At 31.4% G+C, this 14341-nt stretch carries 13 protein-coding genes; all 13 read right to left on the bottom strand.

What is annotated here, in order from left to right; all coding sequences use genetic code 11:
• Positions 1 to 439: 439 nt before the first annotated feature.
• The 13 genes from N4A57_RS07290 to pth all read right to left on the bottom strand — a co-directional run bounded on the left by N4A57_RS07290 (position 440) and on the right by pth (position 14222).
• Positions 440 to 1363 carry a Ppx/GppA phosphatase family protein gene (locus N4A57_RS07290; RefSeq protein ID WP_293657189.1) on the bottom strand — a complete coding sequence of 308 codons (924 nt, stop codon included), beginning with the start codon at positions 1361 to 1363 and terminating at the stop codon, positions 440 to 442.
• A gap of 334 nt (positions 1364 to 1697) precedes the next feature.
• Positions 1698 to 2156 carry a S1 RNA-binding domain-containing protein gene (locus tag N4A57_RS07285; protein WP_293657187.1) on the bottom strand — a complete coding sequence of 153 codons (459 nt, stop codon included), beginning with the start codon at positions 2154 to 2156 and terminating at the stop codon, positions 1698 to 1700.
• 86 nt (positions 2157 to 2242) lie between these two features.
• The gene (locus tag N4A57_RS07280) at positions 2243 to 2539 is read right to left on the bottom strand and encodes a septum formation initiator family protein (protein WP_293657185.1); all 297 of its coding nucleotides are present in this window, start codon (positions 2537 to 2539) and stop codon (positions 2243 to 2245) included.
• Positions 2540 to 2610: 71 nt separating this feature from the next.
• Complete coding sequence (gene yabQ / locus N4A57_RS07275; protein ID WP_293657184.1) at positions 2611 to 3111, bottom strand: spore cortex biosynthesis protein YabQ; 501 nt, start codon at positions 3109 to 3111, stop codon at positions 2611 to 2613.
• Positions 3112 to 3432: 321 nt separating this feature from the next.
• Positions 3433 to 3723, bottom strand: a complete 291-nt coding sequence (gene yabP / locus N4A57_RS07270; protein ID WP_293657183.1) for a sporulation protein YabP — start codon at positions 3721 to 3723, stop codon at positions 3433 to 3435.
• A gap of 103 nt (positions 3724 to 3826) precedes the next feature.
• Positions 3827 to 4069, bottom strand: a complete 243-nt coding sequence (locus N4A57_RS07265; RefSeq protein ID WP_293657182.1) for an RNA-binding S4 domain-containing protein — start codon at positions 4067 to 4069, stop codon at positions 3827 to 3829.
• 119 nt (positions 4070 to 4188) lie between these two features.
• The gene (locus N4A57_RS07260) at positions 4189 to 4467 is read right to left on the bottom strand and encodes an HU family DNA-binding protein (protein WP_095135203.1); all 279 of its coding nucleotides are present in this window, start codon (positions 4465 to 4467) and stop codon (positions 4189 to 4191) included.
• Positions 4468 to 4565: 98 nt separating this feature from the next.
• Positions 4566 to 6023 carry a nucleoside triphosphate pyrophosphohydrolase gene (mazG, locus tag N4A57_RS07255; protein ID WP_293657181.1) on the bottom strand — a complete coding sequence of 486 codons (1458 nt, stop codon included), beginning with the start codon at positions 6021 to 6023 and terminating at the stop codon, positions 4566 to 4568.
• 269 nt (positions 6024 to 6292) lie between these two features.
• Positions 6293 to 7900, bottom strand: a complete 1608-nt coding sequence (locus N4A57_RS07250) for a putative polysaccharide biosynthesis protein (RefSeq protein ID WP_293657179.1) — start codon at positions 7898 to 7900, stop codon at positions 6293 to 6295.
• A 179-nt stretch (positions 7901 to 8079) separates the two neighbouring features.
• Positions 8080 to 8631 carry a stage V sporulation protein T gene (spoVT, locus tag N4A57_RS07245; protein ID WP_293657177.1) on the bottom strand — a complete coding sequence of 184 codons (552 nt, stop codon included), beginning with the start codon at positions 8629 to 8631 and terminating at the stop codon, positions 8080 to 8082.
• A gap of 348 nt (positions 8632 to 8979) precedes the next feature.
• Positions 8980 to 10002: a peptidylprolyl isomerase gene (locus N4A57_RS07240; RefSeq protein WP_293657175.1), complete on the bottom strand. Its 1023-nt coding sequence runs from the start codon at positions 10000 to 10002 to the stop codon at positions 8980 to 8982.
• 94 nt (positions 10003 to 10096) lie between these two features.
• Positions 10097 to 13600: a transcription-repair coupling factor gene (gene mfd / locus N4A57_RS07235; RefSeq protein WP_293657173.1), complete on the bottom strand. Its 3504-nt coding sequence runs from the start codon at positions 13598 to 13600 to the stop codon at positions 10097 to 10099.
• Positions 13601 to 13664: 64 nt separating this feature from the next.
• Positions 13665 to 14222: an aminoacyl-tRNA hydrolase gene (pth, locus tag N4A57_RS07230; RefSeq protein ID WP_293657172.1), complete on the bottom strand. Its 558-nt coding sequence runs from the start codon at positions 14220 to 14222 to the stop codon at positions 13665 to 13667.
• Positions 14223 to 14341: the final 119 nt, after the last annotated feature.

Genomic DNA, 14341 nt, shown 5'->3' with positions numbered 1-14341 from the left:
TAATTCTTAATTATTTTAATTTAAGGTTAAAATAATTTCAATATATTTTCCTGAAGCAGGCCCACATAAATCCAACTTCCAAATAATAAATCTATAATTAGGATGTGAATAAATGGATAAAAAAATTACCACATATTTATTTAAAGTTAAATCCTTAAATTTTTTAGATTCCTTGGTTTTAAAATTGTTTTATACAGTAACTTGCCTACAAAGGAAACTATTGAAATTTTTTTGAATTGAGGAACGTCACAACATCCTATGCTACTTGAACATGACTCATGAACCTATCTACGAAGATGCACACTTTCGCTTGTGACAAGGACTTCAAAGGAAAAAATTTTCAATAGTTTCCTGAAGTAGGCTCACATAAAGCTGGCTTATAAATACGAAATCTATTTATTTTTAAAGTATACTTTAAAAATAAAAAAAGGATTAGATTTTAAATAATCTTACCCCTTTTTTGTTCATGTACTAATCCTTCTAAATTATCATATTCACTTATAAGTATCTTATCTTTTCCAATTCTATCTAATATTCTTTTTAAAATTACAGCCCCTGCATATATAATGTCTGCTCTTTTAGGCTGCAACCCTGCTATTCCTTTTCTTTCCTCTAAAGTCATTTTCTTTAATCTATCTATGATCATATCTATATTTTTTCTTTCTAGCTTAGTATTATGGACCTCATCTTCATTATAAACTATCATTTTCTTATCCATAGATACCATGGTTGTGGCTGTACCACCTATTCCCACAAGCCAATCTATAGGTTTATCCTTCATAATGTCTATTATATCTTTTATACTCTCATCTATATAATCTATAAGTTTTTCTTCCTCTGCCTTTGTAACCAATTGATTTTCTATGAATTTTTCCGTTAACCTAACAGCACCTATGTTTATGCTTTCTAATAGTTTAATATTTTTACTATCTCCATAAATAAATTCTGTACTTCCTCCACCAATATCTATTATGAGAATATTCCCCACTTGCCCTAGACCCATTATGACTCCTAAATATCCTAATCTGGCCTCTTCCTCACCTTTTATCACATGGACCTTTTTACCTGTTCTACTAAATACAGCATCTACAAATTCATTTCTATTTTTAGCATCCCGAACGGCACTAGTAGCTATTATGGGAATATTTTTAATTCCTTCATTTTCTGCCCTAGATACAAAGTCTTCTATGGCATCCACACTAATATTTATTCCTTCTTGAGATAAACAACCTGTATGATCAACCCTTTGTCCAATACGGGTACTATTTAGCATCTTTTTTCTATTTACTTTACCATCTTTTTCTTCCCATATTAAAAGCCTTATGGAATTAGTCCCCACATCTATAGCTCCATATTTATCCATGTCAAACACCTCTTAGTATTTAAATTAAGGTTATAGATTTCGTAGCTCCAAGCTCTCCTTATACAGCCCTTTGCCTAGGAAGGTAAATATATTAAAAATTTTTGGAACCCTGGAACGTCACAACATCCTATGCTACTCCAACATGAAACATGAACCTGTCTACGAAGATTCACACTTTCGCTTGTGACAAGGACTTGGGTGGAAAAGATTTTCAATAGTTTCCTGAAATAGGCTCACATAAAGCAAGTTTATACACCAGAAATCTATAGTTAGACATATAGCTAACCGTTCCTATACATTATAAAACCGAGACAAAATGTCTCGGTATTATTATCTAGCTACTTCTCTTTGCTCCATGTCCATTTGAACGTCTAGAAGACTTCATAGATTTCTTCATGGATTGTTGTTTTTCATCACTATCTTTTAAGAACTGAGAAAGCTTATCCTCAAAACTCAAAGCCCTTTCTTGTGGTTTCTTTTTCCATTGAGGGCCATCCTGTTTCTTGAATCTCTTTGGCCTATTACCACTAGTAGCATTAGAATTATTAGAGTTAGTATTAGGCATAGCCTTTCTAATAGATAAACTTATTTTTCCTTTTTCATCTAAACCAATAATTTTAACCTTAACCTTTTGGTTTTCCTGTAAATGAGAAGCTATATCCTTTACATATCCATCTGCCACCTCTGAGATATGGCATAAACCTGTTTTTCCTTCTGATAGTTGAATAAAAGCACCAAAGCTAGTTATACTTGTAACAGTGCCCTCTACAACTTTACCTATTTCAACGGGCATAAGTAAAATCTTCCTCCTTTTAAATAATAAACAATTGCTGATACAATTATATGTCATATTTATACTAGTGTCAATATAAGTAATTTCTAAGGTTTTATGGATTTATTTGCATCTATGTATATAATTTCATTTTCCTGAACCATTTTTAGTTCTTCCCTGGCAACCCGTTCCACAAACTCTATACTATTACTATTTTCATACTCATATTCTAAGGATTTCTTAACTTCCTTTAGACCTTTTAATTTTTCTTCTAAAATTATTTTTTCTTCTTCCAATTTATGTATTTTCATTTTGCAATACCCAAAGGTCCCTCCTACATATAATAACAACAATATAAAAATTATATGCAAAACTTTAATTTTTTTTCTTTTTCTCTTTTGCATACCCTAATCTCTCCTAGCATTCAATATACATATTTATTAGAACATTTCTATGGATTTTTAAAAAATCCTCTTTATTTTTTATCTTTAATGTATTTTAAATATTTTCTAGTATCTTTTATTACCCTATTAGGTATCTTTTTTATTCTCTTTAATTTTCTCATATGGGGTTTTGTGATTTTTTGTATCTTCCTAAGAGGAATTTTACCCATATGAAATAATTTTTTTATAGGGTTTATTATTATCTTTATAATAATTTTTTTCACTTTAACTAAAGTTCTTACTATAAATGTAATTATGATTTTACTTAAAAGTAAATTATATGATAGGGCCCCTACAAAGAATCCTCCTATAGTATAAAATCTAATTTGCCCCTCATTGCCAAATACTAATACTAATGTGGCTATTATGGATATGAGTATCCAAAATATGAAATCCTCCACCATAGTGGCTATCTTCTTAGGTGAAAATATGAGCCTAAATATACGATATAGATCATATATGAATCCAATTATTATTCCACCATATAAAGTTACTAAAAACACGTAGGTCTGCTCAGATACATATGTCCACATATAATCACCTCTTAAAAAAAATAACCGCTAGGCGGTCATCTGTTATTTTTTATTTTTCATGTTAAATCTAGGATTTAATAAGTCTATAGATTTCGTAACACTAAGTTTTCCTTATACAGCAACTTGCCTATAAGGGAAAATATATTGAAAATCTTTGGAACCCTGGAACGTCACAACATCCCATGCTACTTTAACATGACTCATGAACCTATATACGAAGATTCATACTTTCGCTTGTGACAAGGACTTGGGTGGAAAAAATTTTCAATGGTTTCCTGAAATAGGCTCACATAAAGTCCGTTTATAAATACGAAAACTATACTATTTAAACATTTTACCTAAAAAGCCTACACCTTTGCTTCCTAAGGATTCCTTATCTGTATATACCATAGAATCTACAATACCTTTAACAACCACATTCCCATCTTCTAAGTTTAATTTGTTCATATCAAGTTCACTGCCTCTTATGGTTAAAATTCCTTTAATAGTCTCTAGTATTACGGCATTTTCATCAAAACTATGTACATGTTCAACTCCCGATATGCTGATTTTTTCTCTATCTTCAAGAATAATATTTTGACTTCTTCCCTTTATACTTCTTCTTTCTTCCATATTATCACCCTTCTTAAAGCCTTCTTCTTAATTAAAGTTATGAAAGAATATGGATTTTTATTACATAAAAAGAAACCTAACATTAGATTTCTAAGTTAGGTTTCTACTTAATCACTTCATACATGGTCTTAGAAGTTTCCTTAGTTACATGGTCTAATAATTCTAGTACCTTTATAACAGATTCTCTTTCACCATATGTAATACTTATATTATCGTTTATATTTACTATTGATGAAGGTTTAGCTAATTTATCGTTTATTTTCACTCTACCTTGTTCACAGGCTTCCTTTGCTACAGTTCTTCTTTTAATCAACCTAGAATTTTTAAGAAATTTATCTAGTCTCATTTTTTTCCTCCCATATGACAAAAAGCCTTCCTTTAGACAAACTCTCAAGGCTGACTTTTTTAATAATATCTTCTAGTACAATAAAAAAGCAGACTAGCTGCTTTTTTTATTATAATCTATTAAGCATTTACCATGTCTTTTAAAGCTTTTCCTGCTTTGAATACAGGTGCCTTAGAAGCTGGGATTTCAATTACTTGTTCTGGATTTCTTGGGTTTCTTCCTTGTCTAGCTTTTCTTTCTCTAACATCGAAAGTTCCAAATCCAACTAATTGAACTTTTCCTCCATCAACTAATGCTTCTTCAACGCTTTTCATAAATGCATTTAATGCAGCCTCAGCATCTTTCTTAGTTAATCCAGCCTTGTCAGCCATGCTTGCTACTAATTCCGCTTTATTCACAATAATTTCCTCCTCTTATTTAGAATACGTATATGCATATTCTATCTTTTATTTTAAAATCCTTCTTTTAACTAGTATTTTTTATATTTTTTCTGTTTTTATGTATGTTTTTCTATTTTTTTTGCTTCATTCCATAGTTTGTCCATTTCTTGCAAAGACATGTCCTTAAGGTCTTTCTCTTGTATTTTAGCACATTCTTCAATAAATGCAAACCTTTCTATAAACTTTTTTGTAGTTCTATTTAAGGCAATTTCCGGGTCTATCTTTAAAAATCTTGCCACATTTACAACGGCAAATATCAGATCTCCCAATTCCTCTTCTACCTTTTCTCTTTTCTGTGATTTGTAAATTTCTAGTAATTCACCTAATTCTTCATGAACTTTATCTATGGCATCTTCTACCCTGTCCCAATCAAAACCCACACCTGCAGCCTTCTTTTGTACCTTATAACTTTTAATTAAAGCAGGCAAACTCTTTGGAATTCTCTTTAAACCTTCCGTATAACTTTCTTCCTTTTTCTCTTCACGTTTAATTTCTTCCCAAGTTGTTATTACTTCATCTGAATTTTTAATATTTAAATCTTTAAATACATGAGGATGTCTAGATACTAGTTTTTCACTAATTCCTTTAATTATATCATTTAAAGCAAACTCATGGTTTTCATGGGCTATTTGAGCATGAAATACCACTTGTAAAAGTAAATCTCCAAGTTCTTCCTCAAGTAATATGGAATCCTTTTCTTCTATGGCCTCTACCACTTCATAGGCCTCTTCAATTACGTAGGGTTTCAGACTCTCATGACTTTGTTCCCTATCCCAAGGACAACCATCTTCACTTCTTAATAATTTCATTATATCCACTAAATCGCTAATATTTCTAGGGTTTTCTATATTATTTTCGATTTTTGGTATATATATACTAGTCAAATAGTCATACATGTCTAAATGATCTATTTCATATAACTTTATATGATGTATTTCCTCTATCCCTTCAATTCCAGCTCCCCTTATAACTATGATTTCATGATCATCCTCATAATATTCCATCATTTTAAGTTTCACATTAGAAGCTGTAATTTTGTCATATACTTGAGTTACTATAACATTAGTTCTCCTATTAGGCATTTGATCATCTAGTCTTAAAGCATCCACTATAGTTAATCCCTCTACAGGATCCTTTTTAAGGACATAAAGCATGGCTTCTATAAAACTGCTAGATTCCACATAATCTATATCTATACCCTTTTCCTCTAAAAGGGTCACAGTAGATTCGGCCACAAATGGACTCCCAGGCACTGCATAGGTTATTTCATCATCCTTAAGTAACTTTAATATATTATCTACTATACTCTCATATACCCCATTAAAATCCTTTGTTTCTTCATAAATATGGTCAAAGGTTTCATATTTTATTCCTACTTCATCTAAATATTTAACTACAGGATGTTTTTTAGTCCTCAAAATCACTTTCTTTGACTCTTTTAGTTTATCTAATGCCCCTATAGTCAAATAATTTTTACTCCCAGGCCCTAATCCTACAACAGTTAATTTATTCAAAAAATCACCTTCTTATTTTTCTTTAGATTATAAATTTATGAACTAAAAGCTTTCTCTATACAGTAACTTGCCTACAAGGGAAAATATATTGAAAATTTTTCAAATTGAGGAACGTCACAACATCCTATGCTATTTGAACATGACTCATAAACCTATCTACGAAGATTCACACTTTCGCTTGTGACAAGGACTTGGGTGGAAAAGATTTTCAATATATTTTCCTGAAGTAGGCCCACATAAAGCAAGTTTATAAATTATAAATCCATATTCTATTTCTTTAGTAGTCCTATTTTATTTAATATCTTACTTATTTTATTTCCACCTGGAACCATTTGAAAATCTTCACTCGTTACAGCACCTAAACATAATAACATCAGTACATATATAACTCCACCTGTTGCCACACCACCTAATGTGGCTATTTTATTTCCTACAAAATTTATGATTGTATTATACATAAACATTACAGAAATGGCCATGGCCCCTACGGCTATTGCAGGTTTTATAACAAAGTTTACAAGACTAAATTTAGTTTTAGTATATTTTCTCACCTGTATAAAATTCAATATACTAGCTACACAGTAGGCTACCACAGTACCTAATGCTGCTCCTTTAACATTAATAGAAGGTATAGCTGTTAAAGTATATGTAAAACCCACCTTAAAAATGGCACCTATAAACAAGTTAATAACAGGTATGATTGGTTTTCCTAAGCCCTGAAGTATGGCTGTAAATGTTTGAACTAAAGTTAAAAATATAACTCCCCAACCTAAGACTTTAAGAATCTCTGATGCACTAGCTGCACTATCCATCTGAAGTGGGAATAAAAGCAACATTATAGGCTTTGCTAATATTACTAATCCCACTGCTGCTGGCAATCCTATTAGTAAAGCAACCCTAGTACCTGATAAAACCGTATCTTCCAAACCCTTATAATCATTTTTCTTATAAAAATGGGATATGGCTGGTACTAAACTCATGGCTAGTGCCACCGTTAAAACTTGTGGTAAATTTATAAGTGGTGCTGCCATACCAGTAAACTGCCCATATAAACTATTTGCCACTTCTTGAGTATATCCTACTGAAGTTAACCTTCTCATTACTAATGCTGCATCTATAGTATTCATTACAGGAAGTATAGCAGCCCCTATAGTTATGGGGATGGCTATTTGCAAAATCCTTTTTATTATAAATCCAGCAGATTCTTGTTCTCCTACCTTATTATTTTTTATTTCATTTAGAATTTTATTCCTCTTTTTATAATAAATAATAGCTACTGCTATAGTTCCCATTATGGCTCCTGATGCGGCTCCGAAGGAAGCTCCTCCTGCTGCCACTTCTATTCCCCTTGGAAGTAAAAACATGGCTAAAGCTATTCCTATTACTACCCTACCAAATTGTTCAAATATCTGTGATATGGCCGTTGGAAACATATCTTGGAGTCCCTGGAAATAACCTCTGAAAGCTGCCATAACAGGTACAAACAAGAGAGCTGGTGCTACAGCTTTCATAGAATAATATGCATTTTCATTTTTTATAATTTTAACTAATATATTGGCTCCAAAGAATAGTATACAAAAGGTTACTATCCCCACTGCTAACAGAAGTCTAAAGGACACTTTAAATATTCTATGGGCTCCATATCTGTCCCCCACAGCATTCTTTTCTGCCACAAGTTTAGATATGGCCGTTGGAATCCCTGCTGTAGATACAACAAGCAATAATACATATATGGGATAAGAAGCCTGATAATATCCCATTCCCTCTGCCCCAATTATGTTTGTAAGTGGTATCCTAAAAAAAGCTCCCATTATTTTAATTATTATACCTGCTACCCCTAATATGGCCGCTCCCTTTAAAAACGATTTACTACTCATCAAAAATCCTCCAAATTTCATATTTACAAATTTGTTAATCAAAAGCTTTCCTTACATAGTAGATTGCCTAGGAAGGTAAATCTGCTTAGTCATCAACAAATCCATAACAAATACATTATATCAATTGTAACATAAATATAAAAGTAGTAGCCAAGCTCAGCTACTACTTTTATTATGTATTATTGTTCCATTTGTTTTCCTAAGAAACTAGCTGCCGTTTCAGCAGTTTTTAATTCAATTTCTCCTAGTTCCTTATCTTCGTCCTTAGACATTAGGACTACCGCACCGATGGAGTCTCCTTGTGTAATTATTGGAGCTATAATTTGAGAAGAATATTTTTGTTCATCGCTAAAATCTGATGTTAATGGATAAACCTTTTCTTTTTCTATTGATAATACAGGTTTTCTATCCTCCATTATCCTTTCAAAGGCTTTGCTTACTCTTTTTTCTAAAAACTCTTTTTTAGAGCCTCCAGCTATGGATATGATCGTATCCCTATCTGCTACCATGGCCATACACCCTAAAGAGTCACTTAAAGCTTCTGCATATTCTGTAGCAAATTCACTTAATTCTCCTATAGGTGAATATTTCTTTAGAATAACTTCCCCATCTCTATCTGTAAATATTTCTAAAGGATCTCCTTCTCTTATTCTCAAAGTTCTTCTTATTTCCTTCGGTATTACTACTCTTCCTAAATCGTCAATTCTTCTAACAATACCTGTTGCTTTCACAATAACTTCCCTCCTAGTACTGTAATCAACTTTTATTATTCCATCCTCTTATAGCTTTATTATTTTACTCTTATACTTTTTTTATACATGGTTGGAAATCTTTTATTATTAAAAAGTTTATTTTAAAAATACTTGCTCTTTTCCATATTACCTCCCTCTTTTTTCATAATTATAGAAAATATTAGCATTCACCCTTAAAACAGAAAATAGCCCATGTATAGGCTATCCTTCCTAAGCTTAATTCCCTCCCTTAATATTCCAATTTTAGGAAATACTAACATTTTTCTTCAGAAAGCAGAAAATAGCCTACGTGTAGGCTATTTTCTTATTTAAACAATTTTTAATTCTTTATTCCTTCTTTTCTTCTTTCTTTTCTTCCTTGCTCTCTTCTGTATTTTCTTCTGCTTTTATCTCATACTTTTCTACTTTGTATTCTTTCTTTAATGATTCTAATTTATTCACTATGCTTTCATCTGTTAGCTTACTTTTTATTTCTTCTTTAACATCCTCAAACTTTATTACTTCATTTTTCTTCTCTTCAACTTTAATTATATGATATCCAAATTGAGTTTTAACTAATTCACTAATTTCACCTGGCTTTAATGTGAATGCTGCTTGCTCAAACTCAGGAACCATAACTCCCTTAGGGAAAAATCCTAAATCTCCGCCCTTCGCAGCTGAACCTGGATCCTTAGAAAACTCCTTTGCAAGGGCTGCAAAATCTTCTCCTGCCTTTAGCTTTTCAAGAATTTCCTTAGCTTTTTTTTCAGCGTCTTTTTCATCTTGTTTTATAAGTATATGTCTTGCTCTAACCTGTTCTATATTATATACAGAACTATTTTCGTCGTAGTGTTTCTTTAATTTTTCATCATCAAGCTTTGTATCACCAATTACTTTTTCTTGGAATTTCTTAGCATAAAGACCACTTCTAATTACTTCTTCTTTAACAAATTCTTCATCCATATTATTTGCCTTTAAGAAGTCATTGAAATCTTGATCTTTTCCTATGCTTTCCTTGTATTGTTCATATTCCTTTTGTACTTCTTCATCTGTTATTTGAATTTTTTCCTTTTCCATATATCTTTTGATAACTTCATCATTAATCATTTTTTCTAATACATTTTCCTCAACGGCTTGAAGGAATGTTTTTCCACCTATATCTACAGTCCAAATCTTATCTCCATACATTTGTTCATATCTTTTCTTAAATATGGAAAGTTGTCTATCATATACATCCTTTTTTATATAAGTATCTCCTACTTTTGCCACCGCATCGGCTGGCACTTTTTCAGCACATCCTACTGAAAATACCAATGTTAATATTAAAGTTAGTATTAACATTGATTTCTTTTTTAGTCTTTTAAAATTCAATTTAATCGCTCCTTTATCCTTAGTGGTTATTAGTTAAAATCTATATTAAAGCATTACTCCTTTAACATGCCTATACTAGGTATTATATATTAATTTACTTTTTCTGCAAACTATCTATTTTATCTAATAGTTGCTTCAAATCACTATATTTTCTAGCATCATTGTAGTATTTTAGCCTAATATAAGGTTCTTTTCCACCATTTATCTCTATCCTATTTTTATAAAAACTTATTAACTCTGCTAAAATCATAGGATTCATATATTTTGCATCCTTAAATATTAACTTGGCATGGGTTTTAGTTTCAGATATGTTTATGATGCCCAGTTTCTGAGCTATGGCCTTCATATAGGCTATGTCTATTAAATTTGACACTTCCTTTGGCAAAGTACCAAATCTATCTAAAATCTCTTCTTCAACTTCTTCCGAATCATCCTTAGATCTTATGGTTGCAATTTTTTTATATATTTCAAGTTTATGTTTTTCATCTTGAATATATCTACCTGGTATAAAGGCATTTATATTTATTTCTACACTTGTTTCTATATCATCTATCACTTCTTCACCCTTTAATTCTTTCACAGTTTCTTCTAAGAGCTTACAGTATAGATCATATCCTATAGCAGACATATGGCCATGTTGCTCTCCACCTAATAAGTTACCAGCACCTCTTATTTCTAAGTCCCTCATGGCTATTTTAAAACCAGAACCAAATTCTGTAAACTCCCTTATGGCCCTTAGTCTCTTTTGAGCAATTTCTGTTAGTATCTTATCTTTTTCATAGGTTAAATATGCATAGGCTCTTCTATTAGTTCTACCAACCCTACCCCTTAATTGATAAAGTTGAGATAGTCCCATTTTGTCTGCATCATATATGATAATCGTATTCACATTAGATATATCTAATCCCGTTTCAATTATAGTAGTACATACTAGTACATCATACTCTTTTTCCATAAAATCTAACATTACATTTTCTAATTCTCTCTCACCCATTTGTCCATGGGCCACACCCACTTTAACTTCTGGTATTAGATTCATTAAATCTAATGCGATTTTTTCTATTCCCCTTACCCTATTGAACACAAAGTATACTTGGCCACCTCTATTTACTTCTCTTAATATGGCCTCTTTTATCATATCTTCGTTATACTCCATAACATAGGTTTGTACTGGTTGCCTATCCTCTGGAGGATCTTCTATTACACTCATATCCCTAAGGCCAATTAAAGACATATGAAGGGTTCTAGGTATGGGTGTGGCTGTCAAAGTAAGTACATCCACATTTTTCCTAAGTTGCTTTAATGCTTCCTTGTGCTGTACTCCAAATCTTTGTTCCTCATCTATTATTAATAATCCTATGTCTTTAAATTGTAAATCCTTAGACAATATTCTATGGGTTCCTATTATTACATCCACATTTCCTACCTTTAATTCTTTTATGGTCTTTTGCTGTTGCTTAGCTGTTCTAAATCTACTTAAAACTTCCAAATTCACAGGAAATTTTTTAAACCTTTCACTTAAGGTATTATAGTGTTGTTGAGCTAATATGGTAGTAGGAACTAAAAAAGCAACCTGTTTTCCATCCATAACTGCTTTAAATATGGCCCTTATGGCAACTTCCGTTTTTCCATATCCCACATCGCCGCATAAAAGCCTATCCATTGGCATTTCTTGCTCCATATCTCCCTTTATCTCTTCAATACATCTTAATTGATCCTGAGTTTCTTCATAGGGAAACATGTCTTCAAACTGCTTTTGCCATGTGGTGTCTGGATCAAACTTATGCCCCTTAGCAGTTTTTCTTATGGCACTTAATCTAAGGAGTTCATTGGCCATATCAACTATGGCTCCCCTAACCTTTGCCTTAGTCTTTTTCCATTCAGAACCGCCTAATTTGTTTAGTCTAGGTTTAATTCCATCTGAGCCTATATATTTTTGAACCATATCCATTTGTTCTATAGGTACATATAATATATCTTCACCTAAGTACTTTACCTTTAAATAGTCCTTCTTAGCTCCTTGAACACTTAATTGTTCTACTCCAATATATTTTCCTATACCATGGTTTTCATGGACCACATAGTCTCCTACCTTTAAATCCCTAAAAGATTTAATAGGCTTTCCATCTTTTTTCTTTTTCTTTCTTCTCTTTTTCTTTACTGCACCATATATTTCCTTCTCCGTAAGAAGTAATATCTTATCCTTTACATACTCAAATCCACTACTTAAACTCCCCTGTAAAATAATTATTTGGCCTGGTTTTATAGAAATATTTAAGTCTTTAAAATAAGTGGACTCTAAATGATTTTCCTCTAATGACTCTTTAATGGCTTGTACCCTATCTACAGTGGAGGCCAATAAAATAATCTTGTATCCATCATATTTAAAATTTTTAATTTCCTTAGAAAGCAATTCCCTTTTTCCATTTAACACAGGAGCCATCTTACATAATATATTAATCTTTTTTACAGGAACTAATTTGTCATCTTTTTTAGGCAAATTGTTAAATATGAAAAGTCTCTTTTTTTCTATACTCTCTACCACATGATCATAGGTGACCATTATATTAGCTTGACTTGGTAGTACTTCCCCCTTTTCTAGCAAAACCTTAAAGGACTCTCTAAATTCTTCATTTATAAACTTAGACCTCTCTTCCACACGGGAAGGTTCATCTATAAATACTAAGCTATCATCACTCATATAATCTGTTACTAAATTAGTTTCTTCATAAAAATAATTTAAATAATTTTCTATTCCCTGTGGCAAAATGCCATTTTCTAATTGTTCTATTAATCCATTTATCTTACTCCTAAGATTATCCTTAGGTCCCTTTTTTAACTTATTAAGATGACCATTCATCTCCACTTTTAGTCTTTCTATGGACTCTTTATAGTCTATATTTAATAAAACTTCATTAGCAGGCTCTATACTTATCTTTTTTAGTTTTTCTTTAGATAGCTGAGAGTTTATATCAAACAACCTTATGGAATCTACTTCATCATCAAATAATTCAATCCTATAGGGTAATTTATCATGGAAAGAATATATATCTATGATTCCACCTCTTAGGCTAAATTGGCCCTTGCCTTCTACCATGGAGGCTTGTTCATAGCCTAAACTTAAAAGTTTTTTGATAATCTCATTTCTCTCTATTATCTGACCATATTCTAGTGAAAATATATTTTTATTAAATTCTTCCCTAGGAATAAGTCTATATAATAGACCTTCAATAGATGAAACTAATATGGAAGGTTCATCTTTATTAATACTAATTAGTGCCTTTAGCCTCTCTTCTAAATTTTCATGGCTATGGGCATCGTAATTGTAAAATAATATTTCCTTATTAGGAATCAGGTTGACGTTTTTATCTATAAAAAACTTTAAATCTTCAACTATTTCTTTTGCCTTTATCTGACTATGAGTAATTATCAAACACTTTTTCTTATTAAGTTCATATAAGGAAGATACTATATGAGAAATCTGAGAATCTATGGTACCCCCTATTTGTATTGGGCTCTCTAGCCTATTTATGGAATCTTGTATCTCATCATAGGCCTTTATTTTTCTTATCTCATTAATAAAAACATTATCTTTCAATAAAACCATCACCTCACCAAGTCAAATAGACCTAGCCCAAATTTTCGTATTTGGGCTAGACTCTTTAACCATTATATCTATTCATTGCTAAATCAATACCATCTTTTATTATTACTTCTACAGAATCTGCTGCCTTGTCTACAATTTCCTCTATTAGGGGACCTTCCTCTTTTGAGAATTTTCCTAAAACAAAATCGGCAAGTTTTCCATACTGAGGCTTTCCTATGCCTATTCTTATTCTTGGAAATTTATCCGATACTAATTCATATATTATGGATTTCATACCGTTGTGACTTCCTGCACTTCCTTTCATTCTTATTCTCATTTTTCCCACTTGAGTATCTATATCATCATATATTACAATTAGTTTAGATATATCCACTTTGTAATAATCCACTATCTCCTTTAAGCTACGACCACTTAAATTCATATATGTGATAGGCTTTACTAGGATTACCTTTTCATTATTTATTCTTCCCTGTCCTACTACAGCTTTATGTTTTACCTTATTAATATCTATATTATTATTTTCTGCAATTTTATCTATAACATGAAACCCAACATTATGTCTAGTTTTATTATATTCTTTACCTGGGTTTCCAAGACCAACTATTACGTACACTTTTATCACACTCCTAAACATTCAACTCTTTAATTATATCATAGTTAGGTAGTAATCCTAAATATGTGTTCACTTTAAATTCCTTGTATATACAAAATATACCCTCAGGTCTATTTACA

This window comes from Anaeromicrobium sp., from assembly GCF_025210435.1.
Lineage (GTDB): Bacteria > Bacillota > Clostridia > Peptostreptococcales > Thermotaleaceae > Anaeromicrobium.
This window is presented reverse-complemented; position numbering and strand designations above follow the sequence as displayed.